This window comes from Flavobacterium niveum (assembly GCF_055231775.1).
Window position 1 is genome coordinate 217351 of record NZ_JBUYSX010000007.1, and the last position, 23825, is coordinate 241175.

The 23825-nt window shown below is 45.8% G+C and carries 21 protein-coding genes; 11 read left to right on the plus strand and 10 right to left on the minus strand.

Annotation, left to right across the window (positions count from 1 at the left end; translation table 11 throughout):
• Positions 1-435: 435 nt before the first annotated feature.
• Genes ACZIX4_RS17520 through ACZIX4_RS17535 form a run of 4 tightly spaced genes read right to left on the minus strand, consistent with a single transcriptional unit; the run spans position 436 to position 3402 of the window.
• Positions 436-1020, minus strand: coding sequence for a YdeI/OmpD-associated family protein (locus ACZIX4_RS17520; protein WP_463336940.1), 585 nt, complete (start codon positions 1018-1020; stop codon positions 436-438).
• Positions 1020-2267 carry a peptidase T gene (gene pepT, locus ACZIX4_RS17525; RefSeq protein ID WP_463336941.1) on the minus strand — a complete coding sequence of 416 codons (1248 nt, stop codon included), beginning with the start codon at positions 2265-2267 and terminating at the stop codon, positions 1020-1022. Before pepT ends, ACZIX4_RS17520 begins: the two co-directional genes overlap by 1 nt.
• Positions 2268-2318: 51 nt before the next feature.
• Positions 2319-2936 (minus strand): HD domain-containing protein, encoded by a 618-nt coding sequence (locus ACZIX4_RS17530; RefSeq protein ID WP_463336942.1) that lies wholly within the window; start codon positions 2934-2936, stop codon positions 2319-2321.
• The gene (locus ACZIX4_RS17535) at positions 2923-3402 is read right to left on the minus strand and encodes an SRPBCC domain-containing protein (RefSeq protein WP_463336943.1); all 480 of its coding nucleotides are present in this window, start codon (positions 3400-3402) and stop codon (positions 2923-2925) included. Before ACZIX4_RS17535 ends, ACZIX4_RS17530 begins: the two co-directional genes overlap by 14 nt.
• 72 nt (positions 3403-3474) lie before the next feature.
• Here ACZIX4_RS17535 and ACZIX4_RS17540 point away from each other — a divergent pair, with 72 nt between their 5' ends.
• Entirely contained in the window at positions 3475-4503 is a 1029-nt protein-coding gene (locus ACZIX4_RS17540) for a quinone-dependent dihydroorotate dehydrogenase (protein WP_463336944.1), read from the plus strand.
• Positions 4504-4644: 141 nt separating this feature from the next.
• Entirely contained in the window at positions 4645-5508 is an 864-nt protein-coding gene (locus ACZIX4_RS17545) for a hydroxymethylglutaryl-CoA lyase (protein ID WP_463336945.1), read from the plus strand.
• Between the two features lie 160 nt (positions 5509-5668).
• On the opposite strand, the gene ACZIX4_RS17550 is transcribed toward ACZIX4_RS17545, so the two are convergent.
• Positions 5669-6022: a nucleotidyltransferase family protein gene (locus ACZIX4_RS17550; RefSeq protein WP_463336946.1), complete on the minus strand. Its 354-nt coding sequence runs from the start codon at positions 6020-6022 to the stop codon at positions 5669-5671.
• A gap of 156 nt (positions 6023-6178) precedes the next feature.
• Positions 6179-7681, minus strand: a complete 1503-nt coding sequence (locus ACZIX4_RS17555) for a T9SS type A sorting domain-containing protein (protein ID WP_463336947.1) — start codon at positions 7679-7681, stop codon at positions 6179-6181.
• 247 nt (positions 7682-7928) lie between these two features.
• On the opposite strand from ACZIX4_RS17555, the gene guaB reads away from it, so the two are divergent.
• Entirely contained in the window at positions 7929-9401 is a 1473-nt protein-coding gene (guaB, locus tag ACZIX4_RS17560) for an IMP dehydrogenase (RefSeq protein ID WP_463336948.1), read from the plus strand.
• Positions 9402-9651: 250 nt separating this feature from the next.
• Here guaB and ACZIX4_RS17565 read toward each other — a convergent pair whose 3' ends face one another.
• A complete protein-coding gene (locus ACZIX4_RS17565) occupies positions 9652-10776 on the minus strand; it encodes a GTP cyclohydrolase (RefSeq protein WP_463336949.1) in 1125 nt (374 codons plus the stop codon).
• An 8-nt stretch (positions 10777-10784) separates the two neighbouring features.
• Positions 10785-11798, minus strand: a complete 1014-nt coding sequence (locus ACZIX4_RS17570) for a transporter (protein WP_463336950.1) — start codon at positions 11796-11798, stop codon at positions 10785-10787.
• A 128-nt stretch (positions 11799-11926) separates the two neighbouring features.
• Here ACZIX4_RS17570 and ACZIX4_RS17575 point away from each other — a divergent pair, with 128 nt between their 5' ends.
• From ACZIX4_RS17575 to ACZIX4_RS17590, 4 genes are all read left to right on the plus strand, one after another.
• Complete coding sequence (locus ACZIX4_RS17575; protein WP_463336951.1) at positions 11927-12208, plus strand: DUF4834 family protein; 282 nt, start codon at positions 11927-11929, stop codon at positions 12206-12208.
• Positions 12209-12385: 177 nt separating this feature from the next.
• On the plus strand, positions 12386-12916 hold the full coding sequence (locus tag ACZIX4_RS17580) for a glutathione peroxidase (protein WP_463337106.1): 531 nt from the start codon (positions 12386-12388) through the stop codon (positions 12914-12916).
• 97 nt (positions 12917-13013) lie between these two features.
• A complete protein-coding gene (menD, locus tag ACZIX4_RS17585) occupies positions 13014-14672 on the plus strand; it encodes a 2-succinyl-5-enolpyruvyl-6-hydroxy-3-cyclohexene-1-carboxylic-acid synthase (protein ID WP_463336952.1) in 1659 nt (552 codons plus the stop codon).
• Positions 14673-14884: 212 nt separating this feature from the next.
• On the plus strand, positions 14885-16105 hold the full coding sequence (locus ACZIX4_RS17590; RefSeq protein ID WP_463336953.1) for a porin: 1221 nt from the start codon (positions 14885-14887) through the stop codon (positions 16103-16105).
• A gap of 293 nt (positions 16106-16398) precedes the next feature.
• On the opposite strand, the gene ACZIX4_RS17595 is transcribed toward ACZIX4_RS17590, so the two are convergent.
• Positions 16399-17088: an SIMPL domain-containing protein gene (locus ACZIX4_RS17595; RefSeq protein WP_463336954.1), complete on the minus strand. Its 690-nt coding sequence runs from the start codon at positions 17086-17088 to the stop codon at positions 16399-16401.
• A gap of 60 nt (positions 17089-17148) precedes the next feature.
• Entirely contained in the window at positions 17149-17787 is a 639-nt protein-coding gene (locus tag ACZIX4_RS17600; RefSeq protein WP_463336955.1) for a rhomboid family intramembrane serine protease, read from the minus strand.
• Between the two features lie 425 nt (positions 17788-18212).
• On the opposite strand from ACZIX4_RS17600, the gene ACZIX4_RS17605 reads away from it, so the two are divergent.
• The 4 genes from ACZIX4_RS17605 to ACZIX4_RS17620 all read left to right on the plus strand — a co-directional run bounded on the left by ACZIX4_RS17605 (position 18213) and on the right by ACZIX4_RS17620 (position 23778).
• The gene (locus ACZIX4_RS17605; protein ID WP_463336956.1) at positions 18213-18404 is read left to right on the plus strand and encodes a hypothetical protein; all 192 of its coding nucleotides are present in this window, start codon (positions 18213-18215) and stop codon (positions 18402-18404) included.
• A gap of 106 nt (positions 18405-18510) precedes the next feature.
• The gene (locus ACZIX4_RS17610; RefSeq protein ID WP_463336957.1) at positions 18511-19632 is read left to right on the plus strand and encodes a hypothetical protein; all 1122 of its coding nucleotides are present in this window, start codon (positions 18511-18513) and stop codon (positions 19630-19632) included.
• Positions 19592-21967: a hypothetical protein gene (locus ACZIX4_RS17615; RefSeq protein ID WP_463336958.1), complete on the plus strand. Its 2376-nt coding sequence runs from the start codon at positions 19592-19594 to the stop codon at positions 21965-21967. The genes ACZIX4_RS17610 and ACZIX4_RS17615 overlap by 41 nt, the downstream gene beginning before the upstream one ends.
• 314 nt (positions 21968-22281) lie before the next feature.
• The gene (locus tag ACZIX4_RS17620; protein ID WP_463336959.1) at positions 22282-23778 is read left to right on the plus strand and encodes an aminotransferase class V-fold PLP-dependent enzyme; all 1497 of its coding nucleotides are present in this window, start codon (positions 22282-22284) and stop codon (positions 23776-23778) included.
• Positions 23779-23825: the final 47 nt, after the last annotated feature.

Genomic DNA, 23825 nt, shown 5'->3' on the forward strand with positions numbered 1-23825 from the left:
GCAGCTTCACTTTTGTGGTTAATCCCGGAATGTTTAAAAGATTGCCACACTCCGCTGCGCTGCGTTCGCAATGACGGGTTGGATTGTTAGTGTCAATATCATAAACGTTTCTTTCTTCACGCGCTGTCATTGCGAGCGAAGCGCGGCAATCTCATAAAGCAATTCAAATTTAAGTCCTTTACAATGATGAGATTGCTTCGTCAGTTCGGGTGTTTATAAGGCACGGATCACAGATCCGCGCCATCGGATTGGAAGGTGCTATTCTACGTGAATATAATAAGGCTTTCTTATTACGTTCCTTTCTTCACGCGCTGTCATTGCGAGGAGGCACGACGAAGCAATCTCATCGTTCCAAATTATGATAGTTGCCTCATGAGATTGCTTCGTTCCTCGCAATGACGATTCGGATTGGAGCGTATATTCTACGTGAAAAATTTACTTCCTATACTTATCATTAAGGCCGCGGCCTTCCAGTATCATCGGTTGGATTTTTTCAAAGCGAGCCTGCTTTGTTTTATCCTGTTTGGCTTCGGCTATGTATTCGCAAAACTCGCGCTGCTTAAAGGGAGTAAACGCTTCAAAGGCGGTTTTCAGGCTGCTGTCGGTGTCCAATTGCTGTTGCAGGTATTCCGGTATTACCGTTTCCTTTTTAGAAGGTGTAATGGCAAGCCCCTGCTTTTCTATTTCTATGGCTTCGTTTATGTAATGAAGCACCAGCTTTTCGTTTATTTCACCTATCGAAGTAAACCGCCACTGGCGCAGGCCTTTGGTAGTGCCTTCATTGGCATTAATAAGCACACTGGCTTCGTCCTTTAAAAACACGCCCTTAAAAAACCAGATGGTAAAAAAGTCGTTAAAGCCGCCCACACCCAGCACATTCTTGCCGTTGTAGGTATAGGCAGGGCCGCCCCATTTGGTGGTTTCCACCAGGGGTGTTTTAGCAATAATGGCCTTGAGGGCATTAAGCTCCTCAGGCCATTTAGCTGATTTATCCCAACTTTTTTTTGGTTTTTCGTCCATTATTTGGTTTCGCCTTTAGCGGTAAGCTCGGCTATTTTTACAATAACTTCTACTGCTTTCATCATGCTCTCTACCGGTACGTATTCATACTTGCCATGGAAGTTGTGCCCACCGGCAAAGATGTTAGGGCACGGCAGCCCCATGTACGACAGCTGGCTGCCATCGGTACCGCCGCGTATCGGTTTAATGATTGGCTTAATACCAACTTTTTTCATCGCTTTTTCAGCAACCTTCACGATGTGGAATACAGGCTCCACCTTTTCGCGCATGTTGAAGTACTGGTCTTTTATCTGTAGTTCGGCAATGTCGCCGCCAAATTGCTTTTTAAACTTGCGGTTGATTTTATCCACAATGTTTTTAAGCATCTTTTTACGTTTCTTAAACAGCTTGGCATCATGGTCGCGGATGATAAGCTGCACCGTAGTTTCCTCTATACTGCCGCTAAGCCCCGTAACGTGGAAAAAGCCTTCGTAACCTTTTGTCTTTTCAGGCACTTCCTCTTTCGGTAGTGTAGATATAAAGGTGTTGGCAATAAGCATAGAGTTGATCATTTTGCCTTTTGCATAGCCCGGGTGAACGCTCTTGCCTTTAAAGATAACCTTGGCTCCGGCAGCGTTAAAGTTTTCGTATTCCAGTTCGCCTATCTGGCTACCGTCCATGGTATACGCCCAGTCAGCACCGAATTTTTCTACGTCAAATTTATGTGCGCCACGGCCTATTTCCTCATCAGGGGTAAAGCCGATGCGTATTTTTCCGTGCTTTATTTCAGGGTGCTGTACAAGGTACTCCATAGCCGTAACAATCTCGGTAATACCGGCCTTGTCGTCGGCACCCAGCAGGGTAGTACCATCGGTAGTGATTATGGTTTGCCCTTTATATTGCAGCAGGTCTTTAAAGTATTTTGGCGAAAGCACTATGTTTTGCTCCGCATTCAGCACAATGTCACCACCGTCGTAATTGGTAACAATCTGTGGGTTTACATTGGCCCCGGTAAAATCGGGCGTGGTATCAAAGTGCGATACAAAGCCTATTACGGGTACGTTGTGCTCTACGTTGCTGGGCAGTGTAGCCATGATGTAGGCGTTTTCGTCTATGGTAACGTCTTCCAGGCCTATGGCTTTCAGTTCGTCTACCAGTTTATTGGCCAGGTCCCATTGCTTGGCCGTGCTTGGTGTAGTGTCAGAATTTGGGTCCGATTCGGTGTCTACGGTAACGTAGCTTATAAAACGGTCGATTATATGTTGCATTTTGCAGGGTTATTTGTGTAAGCAAATTTACAATAAATTTACATTGGAGTATCAAAGCAGGCTGATTTCCAATGTTATGTTTTTGCGCGCCTCCGTTTCGTATAACTCTTTGAAATGCTTGGTTTTAAATATAGAATCCATCTCTAAAAAGTGTGATAACGCTTTTTTACGTCCCGGTTTGTACAGCAAATCAGGGTAAATACGGTACTCTTTCCGCACGTTTTTGCAATACTCTTCGTACACAGGCCACGGCTTGCCTAATATGCTCAGGTCGGCATCGGTAAAAAGGTTTATATCATCATTTTCAGATACAGTATGCTGCTTGGTAGCCAGTATCATTTCATGGCAAAGCGCAATCTTGTTTTCGGGGTAGCCAATGCCCCGCAGCCTTTCGGTAGCCATATCGGCGCTTTTTTCCTCATTGTCTTTCTTCGATGCATGGTACACCACATCATGATAGATAAGCGCAAACAACACTGTGTCCCAATCGGCTATAGTATCCTTTAGCGCAAGCAGTTCGGTATGCATGTTTTGCAGGTGGGTAAGGTTGTGGTAGTGGCGGCTGCTTTTGGTATAGGCCTTATTTATTTCTGCCAATATCGTATTGGCAACAGCCGTATTGTTAGTGTAATGTACAACCGTTTGGTAAAAAACGTCAGTGACTTCCATGGAGGGGTATAAGGTAGGTTTTCAGGTTTTCGGCCACTTTGTGCCAATGAGCCAGCATTTCATCACGCTGTTCGGCGTTTTCCAGTTTTTCCTGGTGGAAGCTCAGCGTGGTGCCGGTTTTGGCACGGATAAAACGTAACTGTAACGTGCTGGAATGTTCCCATTTTTTCTTTTTGTACAACAGGCGTACATGCGAAAGCTCGTTAAACACGCGTATGCATACAAAGGTACCTTTTTGCGTGGTAAATTTACGGCCTTTGCCCCACACCGGCTGGCCGTCGTAGCTCAGCCACAGAGCTATGCCTTTTGCCGAGAACATAAAATTCCAGGTATCGTGTAACGATACGGGGTAGGTGTGGCGTACACCCATCTGGTAGCCTGCATCTTTGGTTTTTCCTGTGTTGGTGGGTTCCATGGCGGCATCATTTACATACTTAAAGTTAGTATGGTAAAAGATGCTATGCAAGCCTTTTAAAATTAATTTAATAAAAATCGGGCGATATTTTTAAATTTGCAGTAACAACACAAACAAAAATCAATGTATAAGTCGCTCATAAGGCCCCTGCTTTTCCGTTTTGATCCAGAGAAGATACACCATTTCACCTTTTCATCCATACGGTTTTTAAACAGCGTACCCGGCATACCGGCGCTTATCCGCTCGGCGTTTACCATAAACGACCCCAGGCTGGAGCGCGAAGTTTTCGGGCTGAAGTTTAAAAATCCTGTGGGGCTTGCCGCAGGGCTTGATAAGGATGCCATAGCTTTTAAGGAGTTGGGTAATATGGGTTTCGGCTTTATAGAGATAGGCACGCTTACGCCAAAAGCGCAGGAGGGTAACCCGAAGCGAAGGCTGTTCCGCCTGAGGGAAGACAGCGCGCTCATAAACCGTATGGGCTTTAACAACGGTGGCGTACACGCAGCTGTAGAGCGCCTTAAAAAGAACCCGGCAGGCAAAGGCCATGTGCTTATAGGCGGTAACATCGGTAAAAATAAGGTGACGCCAAATGAAGAGGCGGTAAACGACTATATTATCTGCTTTGATGCGCTGTACGATTATGTGGATTATTTTGTGGTGAATGTGAGTTCGCCCAATACGCCCAACCTGCGTGAGTTACAGGATAAGGAGCCGCTTACCAAACTGCTTTCGGCACTGATGGATAAGAATGCAGCCAAACCGAAGCAAAAACCGATACTCCTGAAAATAGCGCCCGACCTTACCGACGGCCAGCTGCTGGATATTATAGACATAGTAAAAGATACCAAAATAGCCGGGGTTATTGCCACAAACACCACCATAAGCCGCGAAGGCCTGGTGAGTGAAGCCAAAACCGAAACCGGCGGGCTTAGCGGAAAGCCGCTTACCAAACGCAGTACCGAAGTGATACGTTTCCTTTCGGAAAAGAGTGGTAAGGCGTTCCCTATTATAGGGGTGGGGGGTATACATACCGCCGAAGATGCCCTGGAAAAACTGGAAGCAGGAGCCAGCCTGGTGCAGCTGTACACAGGTTTTATATACGAAGGCCCTCAGCTTATTAAGGATATTAATGAGAGGATTTTGGATTTATAGCTGCTTAGCCGCTGAGCTTCTAAGCTACTGAGCTTTGAAAGTGATTGTGAGGTTCAGCGACCTAATAATGCTATTTTACATGTTGAAACTTTCTAAAAAGCTAAGTGGCTCAGCGGCTAAGTAGCTCAGAAGCTCTAAAGAATGGAACAAGTCAAAATAATAGAATGTCCGCGCGATGCTATGCAGGGTATAAAACCTTTTATCCCTACAAAGCTGAAGATAACCTATATACAGTCGTTGCTGCGTGTGGGGTTTGATACTATTGATTTCGGCAGCTTTGTGTCGCCCAAGGCCATTCCGCAAATGCAGGACACTGCCGAGGTGCTTGCGGGGCTCGACTTGTCTGCTACCAAAAGCAAACTGCTGGCCATTATAGCCAATACGCAGGGCGCGGAAGCTGCGGCACAGCATAAGGAGATACAGTACCTGGGTTTCCCGTTTTCCATATCTGAAAACTTCCAGATGCGTAATACCCACAAAACCATTGCGCAAAGCATAATCACCCTCCGGGAAATACTGGATGTGGCCCACAATGCCGATAAAGAGGTGGTGGCCTACCTGAGCATGGGCTTCGGTAACCCGTATGGCGACCCTTGGAATGTGGAGATTGTAGGGGAGTGGACACAAAAGCTGGCTGCTATGGGCGTAAAGATACTTTCACTCAGCGATACCATAGGCAGCTCTACACCCGATGTTATTGACTACCTGTTCCGCAACCTGATACCGGCGTTCCCTGAGGTGGAATTTGGTGCGCACCTGCATACCACACCCGATAAGTGGCACGAAAAGGTAGACGCTGCCTACAAAGCCGGTTGCCGCCGTTTTGACGGGGCCATACAAGGCTTTGGCGGCTGCCCCATGGCAAAGGATGAACTTACGGGCAACATGCCTACCGAAAAACTGCTGTCTTACCTAACCGCAGTAAAAGCCGACCACGGCATGAACTCGCTAAGCTTTGAAAGTGCGTATAACGAGGCAAGCAAGGTGTTTTTGGAATATCATTAAAATTTCCCTTCTACAAGATAAGCAATTAAAGTTCATAATAGCCCTGCTTCGACAAGCTCAGCATGACAATTATGAACTTTAATTGCCCGAAAAATTTATTGAAACATACAGTCAGGCATGAGCTTGTCGAAGCCAGTTGTATATTTCAATAAATTAAACTTCAGGCACTAAAGGCAGAAAATGTTTTTTGCCTTTCTCCGTCATATATCAGGATTTTTGAAGTGTCGATATTAGCCTTTAAAAGAGGGTTTTTTATTGAGGCATTTGTAAGCAGGTCTACTTTCCTTTGAAAAAAGGCTTCCAGCTTTTCCCAAAGCGACAATAGCTTTTCACCGCGTTCCAGCGGGTCTGCAATGTCTACTTCCACAAGCAGGTCTATATCGCTTTTTCCCTCATTAAAATTACCATTTACAGAAGACCCAAACGCAAAAAGGCTCTTAACTCCATGCCTGCTGCACAGTGCCAAAAACTCATCCTGCCGTAAAAAAATGGTGTCCTGTAAATTCATATGCATAAAAGTACTAAATCTTTTTATTCAATACTATTTATAAAGGTAACTTTTAAAAGTACGTATAACTAGGCAAGCAAGGTGTTTCTGGAGTATCATTAAAATAAAAACTCCGCTTTTAGCAGTGCTAAAAGCGGAGTTTAAATTATTTGCCGTAAGGTATTAGTTCTTTATAAACTTCAGCGTAGTGCTGCCTTCGGCAAGTTTTATAAGGTAAACGCCTTTTGCAAAAGACGCTACGTTTATAGAGTTGTTGCTTGCAGTAAGTTCGCCTGATGCTATATTCCTGCCGTTTGTATCAAAAATGCTGTAAGCGCTTGCTGCTTCAATTCCTGATATTTCTACAACAGAATTTGCAGGGTTAGGGTACAGGCTTATGCTTTTGGCAGTAACTTCGTCTGTAGATGCTGTGCCGCTGCCATTGTAGCGTGCCAGTGCTATTTTACCGCCAGATAAACCTGCAAGTACTATTTTGCCATCCGATTGCAGTTTCATATCAAAGGCGCCGCTCACCGGGTTCTCAAAATCTGTAATGGTAAAACCGTTTGTGCCAAATGTGGTATCGGCACTAAGGTCGGCCTGAAGCCTGCCTACCAGGAATGAGGCCGCACCGGTATTATCGTCCATAATATAACCTGCAACTACCAGCTTGCCGTTAGTGTCTTTGGCCATAGACAGCGTAGTAGCGGTCTTTGTGCTGCCAAAGTTAAAGTGCTCTGCCGTAATACCGGTACCGTCTGCTTCTATAAAGCCGGTATACACCTCTGTTTGCGGAGATGTCCATATGTCACCGGTAAAATAGAAACTGTCGTCGTTGTTTAGTACTACAGAATACATGGTGCCATCCCACAGGTGGTTATAGCCGTCTGAAGAAAACGTGGTATCCATAGTACCGTTAGCATTAAGCCTGGCTAAGTAAAACCATGCTGTAGACCATCCTACCACGGTAATTTTACCGTTTGGCTTTATGGCAAGGTCTTCTATAGTAAACAGGTAGCTTGATGATATCTGGCTGTCTGGCAGTGCAGTATATTTACCACCACTGGCAAAAGTGGTGTCCAGCACCCCGGCCGAAGTATAACGTGCCAGTATGGCCCTGCTGTTGTTACTTGCCGAATACGATGTACCGCCGGCTACAATATTACCGGTAAGCCCGTGTACTTTTACTACCCAGTATTCGTCTTGCCTGTTGGCTAAGCCGGTTGTAGAGTAGTTAGTAAGTACCTTACCGTCTGTACCAAAAGTGGTATCAAGTGTACCATCGGTATTCACGCGTATTACCAGGGCATCCTTGTTGGTCCCGTTGTCGCTGTAGCCGCCTACTATAAGCTTGCCGTCGGCCTGTATGTCTATACAGGTGGCGCGGTCATCACTGCCCAGCTGTATATCAAAGGTAGCTATACCGTTAGTACCGAATGATGTATCAAGGGTACCGTTTGTATTGTATCGGGCACACGCTACGTCATAATCATAAATGCTGCTGTAAGTGTAGCCCGCTATTACAATTTTTCCGTCTGCCTGAACAACAAGCCCGTAAGCCCTTTCGTCGCTGTTTATGGTTGTAACAACTTTTCCGGAAGTACCGAATGAAGTGTCCAGGGAACCTGCCTGGCTGTAGGCTTGGGCAATAGACAATAATGATAAAGTAAGTAAAAGTCTTTTCATGTGAAGATAAAAATGTTGGTTTATTAAGGAAGCGAAAATACTATAATTTTCTGCGGAACAAAAAAAATAATTGTGCAAGCCCGTGATAAAATGTTATAAAATTTTACATTGATTTTATGTTGGCATAAAACGGCTGGGATTTATATAACATAAACTTATTACATAATAGTTGAAATCTATTTGGCAGCCTTTTTTTATTACCATAAAAATGACTATATTTGCACGCAATTTAACTACAAATTGCAACATGAAAGCACACACATCTAAAATCATCGGCGAGGGCCTTACCTACGATGATGTATTGCTTGTCCCTAACTACTCTGAAGTTTTACCGCGCGAAGTAAACATACAGTCGAAATTTTCACGAAACATTACACTTAACGTACCTGTGGTTAGTGCCGCTATGGATACCGTTACCGAAAGCGATATGGCTATAGCCATGGCTCGCGAAGGCGGTATAGGTGTACTGCACAAAAACATGACCATAGAGCAGCAGGCTGCCGAGGTGCGTAAAGTGAAGCGTGCCGAGAGCGGTCTTATCATAGACCCGGTTACCCTGCCGCTTACCGCTACCGTAAAAGATGCCAAAGCTGCCATGCGCGAGTATGGTATAGGCGGTATCCCTGTAGTGGATGAAAACGGAACGCTGAAAGGTATTGTTACCAACCGCGACCTTCGTTTTGAGAAAAACTTTGCAAGGGCTATTACCGAGGTAATGACGTCTGAAAACCTTGTTACTGCCCCGGAAGGTACTACGCTGGATGTGGCCGAGGAAATACTGCAAAACCACAAGATAGAAAAACTGCCTGTGGTTAGTGCCGATAACAAACTGGTAGGCCTTATTACCTTTAGGGATATAACCCAGGTAAGCAAGAAGCCTGTAGCCAACAAAGATAAATTTGGACGCCTTCGTGTGGCTGCCGCCCTTGGTGTTACTGCCGATGCTGTAACCCGTGCCGAAGCCCTGGTTAACGCCGGTGTAGATGCTGTGGTTATAGATACTGCACACGGGCATACACAAGGTGTGGTTACCGTACTGAAAGAGGTGAAAGCCAAATTCCCGGAGCTTGATGTGGTGGTGGGCAACATAGCCACTGCCGAAGCGGCACAATACCTTGTAGCTGCCGGTGCCGATGCCGTAAAAGTAGGTATAGGGCCTGGTTCTATATGTACCACGCGTGTGGTGGCCGGTGTAGGCTTCCCGCAGTTCAGCGCGGTGCTGGAGGTAGCTGCTGCCATTAAAGACAGTGGTGTGCCGGTTATAGCCGACGGTGGTATACGCTACACAGGCGATATCCCTAAAGCACTTGCAGCCGGTGCCGGTTGTGTAATGCTGGGTTCGCTGCTTGCCGGTACTAAAGAATCGCCAGGTGAAACCATTATATTTGAAGGGCGTAAGTTTAAATCATACCGTGGTATGGGCTCTGTGGAGGCCATGCAGGAGGGCAGCAAGGACCGCTACTTCCAGGATGTGGAAGACGATATTAAAAAGCTGGTTCCTGAAGGTATCGTAGGCCGTGTGCCGTACAAAGGCGAACTGTTTGAAAGCATGCTGCAGTTTGTGGGCGGGCTTCGTGCCGGTATGGGCTACTGCGGTGCCGGTGATATTAAAACGCTACAGGAAACCTCGCGTTTTGTACGCCTTACATCAAGCGGTATAGCTGAAAGCCACCCGCACAACGTAACGATTACTAAAGAAGCACCTAACTATTCGAGGTAATTGGGTTTCCATTTCGACCGAAGCGAAGCGTAGTGGAGAAATCTCTTCTACTTGAGATTCTTCGACTCCGCTGTGCTTCACTCAGAATAGAAGGTCGCTGTTCCATGTCGACGATAGGAGACATCTCAGATTGTTATTGAGATTTTTCGACTTCGCTGTGCTGCGCTCAAAATGGAAAACCACATATAAAAAAAAAAGGGCTGAATCATAATGTGATTCAGCCCTTTTTTTTGCTAAGCAGCTAAGAGACTCAGCGGCTAAGTTGCTTTATATACGTACACCTTCTTTTATGTATTACCGAATCAAAACTCTTAAACAGGTTATGTACGGCATTGTTCTCGTCAAGCTCCGGGGTGCGTATGCAGCGTTTTACGCCAAGCTTGGAAATGGCTTTATAGTTTTCAGAGAATAGTATAGCGTGGATGCCCTTGTTTTGGTACTCGGGTAAAATACCAATGAGGTAAAATGCTACGGCCTCCATCTTATTCTTTGCTTTAAGCAAATGGTACCAACCGAACGGTAGTAACGAACCGTTTGCTTTTTTCAGCGCAGGCGCAAAATCAGGCATCATAATGCTGAAGGCTACCATTTTGCCTTCTTCGTTCAAAACAAACTTTATCAGGCCGGGATTTATCAGCCCTATGTATTTCTGTTTAAAGAATGCCTTTTGTTTATCGGTTACTGCTACAAACGATGCCAGTTTGGCATAGGCGGCGTTAAACACGTCAAACATTTCATCTACATACGGCATAATGTCTTTAGACGAAGTGAAGCTCAGTGCGCGCACGCCATAACGTTTTTGCACCATTTCACTGCCGCGTTGCAGGGTAGGGCCATCTATGTTTTCTATAGGGAAATAGCCTTCTATGTATTCTTTTTCCTTTACAAAGCCCAGTTGCAACAGGTGGTCTATGTAGTAAGGGTGGTTGTACCAGCTTATGGCGGTGCCTATCTGGTCATAGCCCAGGGTAAGGAAGCCGGCTTTGTCCAGGTTGCTGAAGCCCAGCGGGCCTTCCATATGCTCCAGGTTGTTTTGGCGGCCTATTTCGGCTACTTTGTCCAGGAGGGCTTTGGTAACTTCAATGTCATCTACCATATCCAGCCAGCCAAAGCGCATTTTGCTTTTGCCCTGTTCGCGTACTTCCTGCCAGTTGATAATGGCGGCTATTTTGCCTACAGGTTCGCCGTTTTTATACGCGATAAAAAAGCGTGCTTCGGCAGTATCAAAGGCGGGGTTTATGCCTTTGTTAAATGTTTCCAGCTCATCGCTTACCAGTGGCGGAATCCAATACGGGTTATCTTTGTAAAGGGTAAACGAAAACTGTATAAACTCCTTTATTTCTTTTTTGGTAACGGCCTCTTTTATCGTTATCATGTGTGCTATTATGGTTCTGCAGGCCCCATAGGCTGCTCAAGTGCTCTTTTTTGTTCTTCGCGTTCTTTCCTGCGTTCTGCTTTTTCTTTTTTGCGCTTATCCTGTTCTTTTTTCTGCTTCTCCTTCTCGGCGTTCAGTTCATCTTCGCGATCGCCTTTACCTTTCAGCAGTACATCAGTATAGTTGGCATCAAACCTCCAAGAAAGGCCCACACCACCGTAAAGTATGGTAGGTGTATCTTTAAAGTTACCGCTTATAGAGGCATCTACCTGCAGGTCTTCGTGTAATAGGTAGGTGCCACCCACACGGGCAATACCATCGGCATAATAATCGCTTTTTATGGCTTGGAACTCAAAGAATCCCGATGCCTTTTTGCTGATGCCGTGCGTAAAGGTGGTAATCCAGTTAGAGCTGGGGTAGGTGGTGCCTACTTTGTCAAAAATAAAGTTGTTTACCCATACCCAGCGGCCAAAATGGTGCTGTGTTATCAGCATGGCCTTAAAGCTGGTTTTATCTTCGGGAAAGGTATACGGCCCGTTAGACATTACGTGCAAGCCGCCGTAAAACGCCACCGCCGGTATAAGCGTACGCCATTTAAATTTTCGGTTAGCCCACCAGCTTTTTAAGTTGGGTTCGGGGTGGTAGTTTTTATCAGGGTCGTAGGCCAGGTATTTTGCGCCCAGTACAAACTTGCTGAAATCGTTTCGGTTGTAGCTGTATATGGCATCTTCAAACAGGTCAAAACGGTACTGCATATCGGCCATAAATTCCAGGCTTTCGTCAAATGCGCCGTAACGTATGGCCAGGTCTGTAGTTACACCTTTGGCAGTATAGTTCAGTATGTCATGTTTTTCGTACACGCCGTTTAGCCCGGTTTCTACCTGGAAAATAGATTTGCCCACAGCAAAGGCCGATTGCGACTGGCCGGGGCGGTTAGAGTTTATTTCGTCAGTATATTGTGCGTTAGCCTGTAAGCCAAGTGCCAAAAGGGTAGTAAAAATGAGTTGTGTTTTGATGGTCATTGTCTTTGGCTCGTTTATTGATTTAGCAATGTTACGATTTTCAAATGTAGTACAATTTATTATTATTTTAAGACGCCAGCCCCAATTTTACGCGGCTTAATGCGTACTTTTACAAAAACTTTATGATAATGGAAACAGCATCATTTACCGGCCTGGTAAAAGCCATATTCACCATAGTAGTTATTTACTATATAGCCAAATTTTTAATGCGCCTGTTTTTGCCGGCCATGGCACAGCAGGTGGTACGCAAAGCCCAGCAGGATATGGAAAACCAACGCAAGAATTATGAAAACCAGCGCCAGCAACAGTACGGGCAACAACGACAATATACCCAGCAACAGCAACAACAGCAGCAGTCTAAGGACAAGCCGGTTGTGGGCGAGTATATAGATTTTGAAGAACTGGATTAAACACATACAGGCCCTGCCAAAAACGGCAGGGTTTTCTGTTTTTTTACCGGTTTATTTATTGTTTTATAAATTATAGGCAAAGCAGAAAATTCCTTACTTTTATCACACAAATATATCATCATGAAAAAAATACTTTTCATAGCCATAGGGGCACTTATGTGCTACACTGCCCCGGCCATGGCACAGGCAAAGAAAAAAGCCGCAAACACACCACAAAAAACTATGGAAAAAGCTACCATATACCAGTTTAAGGTAACCGACCTGTATGGAAACCCGTTTGATTTTGCCTCGCTTAAAGGCAAAAAAGTAATCATTGTAAATACGGCATCTAAGTGCGGGCTTACGCCGCAGTACGAGGAGCTGGAAGCGCTTTACGAAAAATACAAGGACAAAGGGCTTGTTATTGTAGGTTTCCCTGCCAATAACTTTGCAGGCCAGGAGCCGGGTACCAACCTGGAAATTGCTACTTTCTGCAAGCAGAACTACGGTGTTACCTTCCCGATGATGGAAAAAATATCGGTTAAGGGTGATGATATGGCGCCGCTGTACCACTTCCTTACCGAAAAATCTAAGAACGGCCTGCAGGACAGCGAGGTGCAATGGAACTTCCAGAAATACCTTATCAACGAAAAAGGCGAACTGGAAAAAGTGGTAAGCCCTAAAACACTGCCTACCGACGCTGAAATTATAAACTGGATTAATAAGTAACACATAAGCCCCCTAACCCCCAAAGGGGGCATTCTCACTCCTGCCTTTTAATAAGGTACGGTTAGAAATTCCCCCTTTGGGGGTTAGGGGGCGTATTATGATTTACCCTAAAATACCCCTGGCGCAGAGCATCATACAAATATGCCTGGCCAAAGGGGTTACTGATATTGTTATTTCGCCGGGTTCGCGAAATGCACCCCTTACCATTGGCTTTGCCAGTAATCCTGAGTTTAACTGCTATAGTATTGCCGACGAGCGCAGTGCAGCCTTCTTCGGGCTGGGGCTGGCGCAGCAGTCTAAAAAGCCGGTGGCACTGGTATGTACCTCGGGTTCGGCATTGCTTAATTATTACCCTGCCGTGGCTGAGGCTTTTTACAGCCAGGTACCGCTTATTGTTATTTCTGCCGACAGGCCTAAAAGCAAGATAGACATTGGCGACGGCCAAACTATCCGCCAGGAGAATGTATATGCAAACCATATTTTGCTCAGCGCAAATTTAGAGGAAGAGGCATCACCCGAAAATGATGCACTTATAAACACTGCCATTGCCGTAGCACGCTATGATAAAGGCCCGGTGCATATAAACGCACCTTTTGAGGAGCCGCTGTACGAAACCACTACCGAGCCTACCGTGCAGATAGACGTTAAGTTTGTGGCGCCGCGCATACGTGAACTGCAGGAAGACCCGCAGCCGTATGCTGAAATTTGGAACAAAGCGGCCAAAAAACTGGTGCTGGTAGGTGTAAACGAACCCAATACCATTAATGCCGAAATAATCAATTACCTGGCGGCAGACCCTACCGTGGTGGTTATGACCGAAACCACGAGCAACCTGCACCATAACAGTTTCCTGAACAGTATAGATACCATAATAACGCCGTTTACCCCACAGGATTTTGAAGCCTGGAAACCCGAAATACTGCTTACGTTTGGTGGTATGGTGGTGAGCAAAAGGGTAAAGGCATGGCTGCGCAAATACAAGCCACAGCACCACTGGCACATAGACCCGCTAAGGGCATACGATACCTACAGTGCGCTAACCAGGCATTTCAGGGTGAGTCCCAACGAGTTTTTCGGGGCATTTTTACCGTACGTAAAGCAGGGGCAGGGCAATTATAAAGAAACCGCCGTGCAGCTGAAAGCTTTCCGTAAGGTAAAGCACGATGCCTATCAGGAAAAAATACCGTTTACAGACCATAAGGTGTTTGGTACATTATTCTCCACATTGCCTGCGGGCAGCCAATTACAAATAAGCAACAGTTCGGCCATACGCTATGCACAGCTGTTTGATATTAACCCGTCGGTTGAGGTGTTTTGTAACCGTGGTACCAGCGGTATAGACGGTAGTAGCAGTACTGCTATAGGCGCCGCTGTAGCAAGCGGGAAACAAACCGTACTGCTTACAGGCGATATTAGTTTCCTTTATGACAGCAATGCCTTCTGGAACAGTTATGTGCCCGAAAGCTTCAGGGTGATACTGATAAACAATGCCGGTGGAGGCATCTTCCGTATATTGCCGGGACATACCGAAAACGCAGTGTTCAACACGTATTTTGAAACCACGCATAACCATACGGCTGAGCATTTGGCACGTATGTTCGGGTTTGATTATATAACCGCTACAGATGAGGCTTCGCTTGCCGCAGGGCTTGATGGTTTTTATGCGGCATCGGGCAGGCCGAAGATAATGGAGGTATTTACCCCAATGCGGGATAACGACCCTGTGCTGTTGCAGTATTTTAAGGAGCTTGTTTAGGAAAGTTGCTTAGATGCTGAGATTCTTAGATGCTGAGACTTAGCTTGTGGTATTGCTTGCGTGGTGTAAACCCATGGTTGTTTAAATTAAATTTCCGTAATGTTAATGTTTTGGTAACAATAACAGGTTATTATTAATATTAAGTTTGCGCAAACTTTACACGGCTGCTTTATGGTGGTTTGTAAGGTGTTTTTTAAACAACGCAACAGGCAATGAAACAACTACTCATCGTAATGATGGCATGCATCTGCGGCAGTGCTTACGCCCAGATAGACATTAAACGTACCACAACAAACAACGACCTGAAACTGGCTACACTGCCGTACTACAGTTACGGTAAGGGCCTTGGGCTTACTTCGCCCGACAGCCTTTTCCAGCTGAACATCCGCTTCCGTATACAAAACCGCGCTACCTACCTTCAGGAAGAAGGGGAGGAGGCAGCTATAGACGGACAGGTACGCAGGCTAAGGCTAAGGTTTGACGGTTATGTGGGTAACCCGCATTTCCTGTACGTGTTACAGCTTTCCTTTGCGCCCGGCGATGTGGGAGAAGTAAAGGATGGTGAAAACCTGAACATCATCCGTGATGCGGCCATTATTTACAGGCCGAATAAGAACTGGAACCTTGCCTTCGGGCAAACCAAGCTGCCGGGTAACCGCCAGCGTGTAAACTCATCGGGGGCGCTACAGCTTACCGACAGGAGTATAAACAACGCAAAGTTTAACATAGACCGTGATTTTGGGGTACAGGTGTACAACCTGCACGAGTGGGAAAACAAGTTTTCGTACAACTTTAAAACCGCGATTTCTATGGGTGAGGGGCGTAACTCTACCGATGAGCCTGATAATGGGCTTGCGTATACAGGTAAAGTAGAGTTATTTCCGCTGGGGGCGTTTACCAAAGACGGTACCTACTTTGAAGGCGACCTGAAACGTGAACCGAAACCGAAAGTATTGCTTTCGGGTGCTTACCAGTTTAATGATAAGTCGAGGCGTACGCAAGGCCAGCTGGGCGACGACCTTTTTGAAAAACGCGACACCCAGTCCTTGTTGCTCGATGGTATGTTTAAATACAGTGGATGGGCGTTTATGGCAGCATACATGCAGCGTACCGCAAAAGACCCTATTACTTACAACCCCATAGACCCTACCGATTTTAACTATGTGTATACCGGTAAGGGGTTTGACTACCAGGGGAGTTACCTGTTTCCGCAAGGATATGAAATAATAGCACGCTACAGTACACAAACGGTACACCGCGATATTAAAGCCTTTGCCCCTGATACTAATGAGTATACCATAGGCCTTACCAAATACATATGGGAACACTCGTTTAAACTACAGGGCGAAGTAACCCTGGACGACCTTAACTACTACGACGGCAGTACCAAACAGAACTGGTATGTGCGTTTCCAGATAGAGATGGGGATATAAGCCCCACCCAACCCTCCCGCCACGGCGGGGAGGAGGAAGCTTCACACCCGCGTACGTCTTTGCGAGGAGGCACGACGAAGCAATCCCATAATGTAGTTGGCTTATCAATAGCCTGAAGTTATAAAACAAAAAACGCCTGATTTGATTTCAAAGCAGGCGTTTTTTTATGTATTTATTCTGTCATTGCGAGGAACGAAGCAATCTCATAGAGTAATTTTTGACTTTCGTTTCTAATGAGATTGCTTCGTCGTGCCTCCTCGCAATGACGCGCAGCAAGAGTACCGTGCAGGGGCTTACTCTAATCCGTAGCTGATATTCACGTTAGCGGTAATGGCTATTTCGCCGGGGGCCAGGGTTTCTTTGGCTGACTCCATATCGGCAGCGCCTTTAAACATGGCCATAGAGCGCATTACCGGGTAATACGTTTGTGTGTTGTCGGTCACCATAAGGGCTTTACCCAGTTTTTGGCCAAGTGCTTTGGTGTAGTCGTCTGCTTTTTTACGGGCATCGGCTACGGCCTTAGCGCGGGCTTCGCTTTTGTACTGCTCTTCCTTGCTGGTTTTAAAGGTAACACCGTTTATGGTATTGGCACCGGCATCGGTAACGCCCATCATTATGGCATCGTACTTGCCCAGGTCGCGCAGGTGGATGCTTATGGTTTGCGAAGCTACAAAGTTGTACTTCTTCTTATCGTAATCGTAGGTGCGCTGCAGGCTTACACGGTCGGTCTGGTAATCCTTAGGGTCCAGCTTCTGGCTTTTCAGGTACTTCAGTATGGCATCTACGGCAGCGTCGTTTGCCTTTTTTACTGTTGCCGCATCGGCACCGGTATTGGTAACACCCACGCTTATTTCGGCTTCATCGGGTACTACGGTTACTTTTCCTTCACCGGCCACGTTTATCTGTGGCGGTGTGTTTTGCTGTACCTGCGCAGAGGCAAAGGTAGATACGGCTACAAACAAGGCTAATAATGTCTTTTTCATGGTCAATTTTTGTTTTTTATTTTGTTTCTGGGTATTCGGAATCCAAAATGCGTGCCAGTTTCACAGCTTGCCGAGCTTATCCATTACGAAAAGTAGTACAATAGGTGCGGCCAGGCCTATAATCAGCAGTGTTTCAGAATAGAAGAGTTCGGGCATGCGGCACAGCGTAATTACATATCCGCCTATGGCGCCGCCAAAGTGTGCGTGGTGGCCTATGTTGTCCCTTTTGGCACGCATACCGTAAATGGAAAACAACAGGTAGCCGATGCCGAATACCCAACCCGGGATAAAGTAGTTGATTTTCATATCCGGGTACAGCAATATACCCGAAAACACCACCCCCATTACCGCACCCGATGCGCCCAGTGCGGTGTAGTTATAGTTGTTGCGGTTCATGTACAGGGTAAGCAGGCTGCCTGCGGCGAGGCTGCCCAGGTATACCAGCATGAACCCGATATTGCCCAGGTTTGCAATTACGGCAGGCCCGAAAAAGAATAACGTAATCATGTTAAACAACAGGTGCTGCCAGTCGGCATGCAAAAATGCGCTGCTGAACATGCGTATCTGCTCACCGGCACGGATGCTGCCGATGTGGAAATAATATTTCCTGATAAAATTAGGGTCGTTAAACCCTTTGTAACTTACTAATACATTGATGCCTATAATAACCAGCAGTATGAGTTGGTTTCCTTGTAACATAGAATAATTTTTGTAGTGCTAAGTAAGGAAAAATTTACCATTTGTGTAAAATGTGGTATCTTAAATTGGCATTAATCTTTTGGGGTTGGAACACAGACCCCGATAGCTATCGGGGCAGATTTTGTTGATTCACACAGATTTTTTTAAGCAGAAGTGAAGCTTTTTCCCTCTGGGCTATCCTGTGGACACATCTTTGCGACTTAGCGGCTTTGCGAGATTTTTTTACCACAAGGTTCACAAAGTTTTTCACAAAGTACACAAAACACATAAATTATACACAACACGGACACAAAGGCTTTCCTTTGGAAAGCTAAAAAGGGCACGGGGCGGGTACCTTGGCGGTTTATTTCGAACAACCATGTAACCAAAAAATACATAACCTTCCCCACAAAAACTTTCACACCAAAATTCCTTATATTTACAGTATGAAAGTTACCTTCACCACAAAAGAAGAAAGCAAAGCCGCACAGCAGGAAGCCTTTTTAAAGCTTACCGGTTCACAGCGTTTTGAAAGTTTTTTAAGGCTTTCCCGCACCATACTTTCTACTTTTCCCAGTAATGCACCCACTAATGATAAAGGGAACTTTGTTATTGATGCTTCAATGAAAAAGAAATAAATAAATTGCAGTAAACAATCTTCAGTTTTTAGTAAAATCCTTAAAAATATTTCTACATACAACATAAAATTATAGTATTTTCGTTATGCCAAAAAACCACCGGCTGATGAAAAAACTCCTGTTACTTTTTGCCTGTATAGTACTGTTTTCATGCAGTAAAGAAAACCACATAACCCGCTCGTTCTGCTACTGGAAAACCCAGCTTGCCGTAGACCAAAAAGACAGCCTGTACCTGGACACCCTAAAGGTAAAGCACATGTACATGCGTTACTTTGATGTGGGCTGGAGCGCCTTTGATAACGAGCCGCGCCCCACTGCTACCCTTAATGCGGGGTGGAACATGGCGGGGCTGCCTGCCATAACGCCGTCGGTATACATTAAAAACGATGTGTTTTTGTACAGCAGCCGCGACCAGCTGAAGCAGCTTGCCGTGCGTGTTACCGACCGTATAGGGACCGTTACAAGCGATATTTCATCACAAATCAAAGTTGACGGAGAAATACCCCCGTACCCTTACGGTAAGCAAGATGAAGTGGCCAAATGGGAAAAGCAGCGCGACTCTATCCATAAAATAAAGGAAGAGCGGTTTACTGCCACTATAAAAGACATCCTTATCGACTGCGACTGGACGCCCAAAAGCAAGGGTAATTATTTCTTTTTCCTGACCGAACTGAAAAAGCTGGTGCCACAGTACAAGCTGTGTGCCACCATACGCCTGTGGCAGTACAGGGATTACGAACAATCTGGTATGCCGCCGGTAGACCGTGGCCTGCTGATGTGCTACAACATGCAGAGCGCCGAAGACTATGATATAGAAAACTCACTGGCTACCAGCGCCGAACTGAAAAAATACATAACGCACGACGATTATAAGTTGCCGCTGGATGTGGCACTGCCGGTATTCAGTTGGTCAGTAGTGTTCCGTAACGGGAAGTTTTTGGGTATAAACCGGGATATTTCGCCTGAAACGGACAGTATAACCTATACCAAAAAGGGCGACAACCGCTACGTGTTTAACCACGACAAGGTTATCGGGGAAACCTATTACCGCTACGGCGACGAAATCCGTGTGGAAAAAACTTCATCTGCCGAAATGGGAAAGATGATAGGCATACTGAAAGATAATATAGACCTGGACAACAGCCGGGTTACCTTTTTTTCGTGGGACCAAAAATACATAAACGACTATGGCATCAGCACCTTATCAGGCTACTATTCGCTTTTTTAGCACCTTGCTGTTACTGGGCATTTCTGCTGCGGGCCTGGCCTGCGGCTGGGGCTATACTGCCGAAACGCTGCGCCTGGCGTTTTTCAGGGCCGAGGTGACGGGTATGGATAAGTTCCGGTGGTTTTATTATTCCAGCGAAAGCTTTTTTCCGGGGAATCCCACAGCCCATAACGACCGTGACCGCAACTGCCGCGAGTGGCGTACCCGTATGGGCGCTGCCGTAACCGAAGCGGACATCTATACCATACAATACGAAACCGAACCTGCAGTTTTTGAAATGGCGTACAAAGAAGGCACGTTAGAAAAAGCATTCCCTAAGAATACGTTTATCAAAGCATTATTGCTACCTAAAAATAAGCCGCTGCTGGAGTATATGGCAGCAGCAAAAAGGGTGGAACACAGCCAGCTGGTGACTGATTCGGGTTGGGAATCATGGGAAACTGACAAAGAGGAGCCATCGTATGAAGATGACATTTTAGAGAAACCTGATGTTAGTTATTTCGGTAAAACATTTGACAAAACCACCGACCCGTTCCTGAAGCAGCGCTGCGCTTTTATGCTGGTTCGCTTTGCTGACCCTAAAACGGCGGTAGACCTGTACGATACGCAATTTGCCAACAGTAAGTCGATACTGCAAATATGGGCGTTGTACTTTACAGCGCTTAGCACGCCTGACAAGCCGCTGCAAAACTACTACCTGAGCCTTGTGTTTGACCAAAGCGACGACAAGATGTTCAACATCATGCAGAACTTTAACCGCAGTGATGTAAGGGAGTCGCTTAAATATGCCAAAAACAACCACGAAAAGGCGGTGCTGCTGGCCATGTATGCACTCCGCAACCCCGGGCCTGCCTTGGATGAAATCAGTGAAATATACGGCCTGGACCCTGAAAGCCCATACATAAACGTGCTGCTGGCCCGAGAAATCAACAAGCTGGAAGACTGGGTACTTTCGCCTGAAATAAACAACGATACCCCTACGGTAAGCTCTACAGGCAAATACGTTTGGGAGCTAAAAGCGCGCGACGAAAACCTGAAAAACGACAAAATATACCTTGCTAAGTTCCGTAAGTACCTAACGGGTATTTATGGTACGGCGGCGGCATCGCAAAAGGATTTCATAGCCGGGGCCATAGCCCACCTGTGCTATATGGAAGACGATGTGGCAGAAGGGAAGCGTTATGCAGCACAGATTTCTGCTAAGGCAAACCCGTCGGTTTTGGCACAGAAAGAACTGGAACTGGCGCTTGTAACCCTTAAAGAACAGGGATTACATTCGGCGCAGGCGCAGGATAAGCTGGTGGATGCCATTAACGCCGTATGCACCCTTGCCGAAAAAGACAGGACGCTGCTTAAAGGCGTGTATACCCTGCTGAGCGTACTGAGCAAGGAATACGAGCGCGGCGGCGATATAGCCACTGCCGGCCTGCTGTACCGCCAGCGCGAAAACTATGCTAACATGAACAGCTATGGCAGGGATGGTGAAATGGAATACTGGCTTGATGACCTTAACCCTGCCGATGTACACTATTTTTACATTCACTATTTTAATGAGCATGCCAGCACTACGGCTGATATCGATGCGCTTTTAAGCATTATCGATAAAAAGGACAAGAGCCGTTTTGAGGCGTTTATTTGCCGGGGTACGTTAACTGACCGTAACATGTACCTGGACCTGAAGGGCACTATTGCCTTCAGGCAGGATAATTTGCAACAGGCTTACGAGGTGTTTTCGCAAATACCGGAAAGCTTTTACAAGACCAAATACGAGTTTGCCAACTTCCTGAATGAAGACCCGTTTTTCCCGAGGATATTGCTGTATAAATTCAATAAGAAAGAGGGGTACTATGCCTATGCGCAAACCAACTATAAATACGATTTCAACAAGGCGCGTTTTGTAAAACAACTTATAGACCTGAAGCGTAAAAACGATGCAGCGAGTTTCATGAAGCTGGCCCATGCTTACTTTAACGTGAGCCGTTTTGGCAATGCCTGGATGATGAACAGCTATAGCAGCGGATGGGGCTATTATGGCACCAATGAAGAGTTTGCCGGGCAAAACGGTGATATTAATTACAACAATCTGAAGTTGAGTATCCATTACTATAATAAGGTATTGCAATCGTCTAAGGATAACGAGCAGCTGGCACTGGCAAGCCTTATGCTGCACAAGTGCCATTATTTGTTGGGCTTCAGTGACTATGAAGAGTATTCTCCGCCGTTTGCAGCAGTGTATAAGGGAGATGCAGCGTTAGTGGATTTTTACACCAAATACCGTAATACTAAAGTGTTTAAAACGTATAACTGCCCCATGCTGGAAAGTTTTTTAAAGTGATTTTTTTGCTAAAAACTTCCACAAATGATATTGTTGCACAAAAGGAATTAAAGTAAATAATAGCCGGTTTCGACAAGCTCAACCTGACTATTATTTACTTTAATTCCGTACCAAAATTTATTGCATTATACAGTCAGGCTGAGCTTGTCGAAGCCGATTGTATAATGCAATAAATTGTTTATTCGATATACTTTTAACATGATATCAAATACCATATAATTCGTTCAATTTGTGAAATTCGTGGCTAATTTTCTTCTTTGTTCAGCATGTCCCTGAAAAAATATTACATTTGCCCTAACAACACTATACGCACTATGCTTACGGAGGCACAAACACTACAGGGCACTACCTTAGAGGAGTATTTCTCTACATTCAGGGAGAATATCATTGGCATTAACCAGGAGTTTACTTCGCCCTACGGCGGGCAGAAAATGGTGTATACCGACTGGACTGCCAGCGGACGCCTGTACCGCCCTATAGAAGATAAAATGGTTAATGATTTCGGCCCGTTTGTAGCCAATACGCATACCGAAACCACCATGAGTGGTACGGCCATGACCAATGCCTACCACGAAGCACGCCACATTATAAAGCACCACGTTAACGCAGGGCCAGATGATGTACTGATAACAAACGGTACGGGTATGACGGGTGTTGTGAACAAATTCCAACGTATACTGGGGCTTAAGGTACCCGAAAACATAAGGCCGTATACCAATATACCCGACGAGAAAAGGCCTGTGGTTTTTATTACCCACATGGAGCACCACAGCAACCAGACCTCATGGCTGGAAACCATTGCTAAAGTGGAAGTGATACCTGCCTGCCCTGAAGGGTTGGTTTGCCTGGACAGCTTTAAGCAACTGCTGGAACAATATAAAGACTGTACCCTGAAAATAGCATCAGTTACGGCATGCAGCAATGTTACGGGCATTAAAACCCAGTACCACGAAATTGCCAAAATGGTACATGCATACAACGGCGTTTGCTTTGTAGACTTTGCCTGTAGTGCACCGTATGTAAACATAGACATGCATCCGGCCGATGAAGAAGCCTACCTTGATGCGGTATTCTTTTCGCCACATAAATTTTTGGGTGGCCCCGGCACAGCAGGTGTATTGGTGTTCAACAAAAAGCTGTACAAGAACATGGTACCCGACCAACCGGGCGGCGGTACTGTAAGCTGGACGAACCCGTGGGGCGAACACAAATACCTTGACAATATTGAAGAGCGCGAAGACGGTGGTACGCCGGGTTTCCTGCAGGTGATAAAAACGGCACTTGCCGTAAAACTTAAAGAGCAGATGGGTGTAGATAACATCCTGAAACGCGAAAAGGAAATCACCGATTATATTTTTGCCGAACTGGGCAATATACCCAACCTGAACATACTGGCCCCGCAGCACCAAAACAGGCTTGGGGTTATATCATTCTACATAAACGACCTGCATTATAACCTGGGCGTAAAGCTGCTTAACGACCGTTTCGGCATACAAACGCGTGGCGGATGCAGTTGTGCCGGTACCTACGGGCACTACCTGCTCCACGTAGACCAGGAGCAGAGCAACTATCTTACCGATAAAATTACGGCGGGCGACCTGATACAGAAACCGGGTTGGATCCGTATGTCGATACACCCTACAACTACCGATGCCGAGATACAGTACGTATGTGAAAGTATTAAGGCACTTGCCGAAAACTTTAACGAATGGGCAGCCGATTATAATTACATAAAGGGGACTAACGAGTTTACCCACAAACAGGAACAAAACGTTACCGAAGCCTTGCTGAAGGAGTGGTTTACGCTTTAGATTTAAAGATTGAAAAAATTTAAAGATTGAAAAATTGATGTATTGCT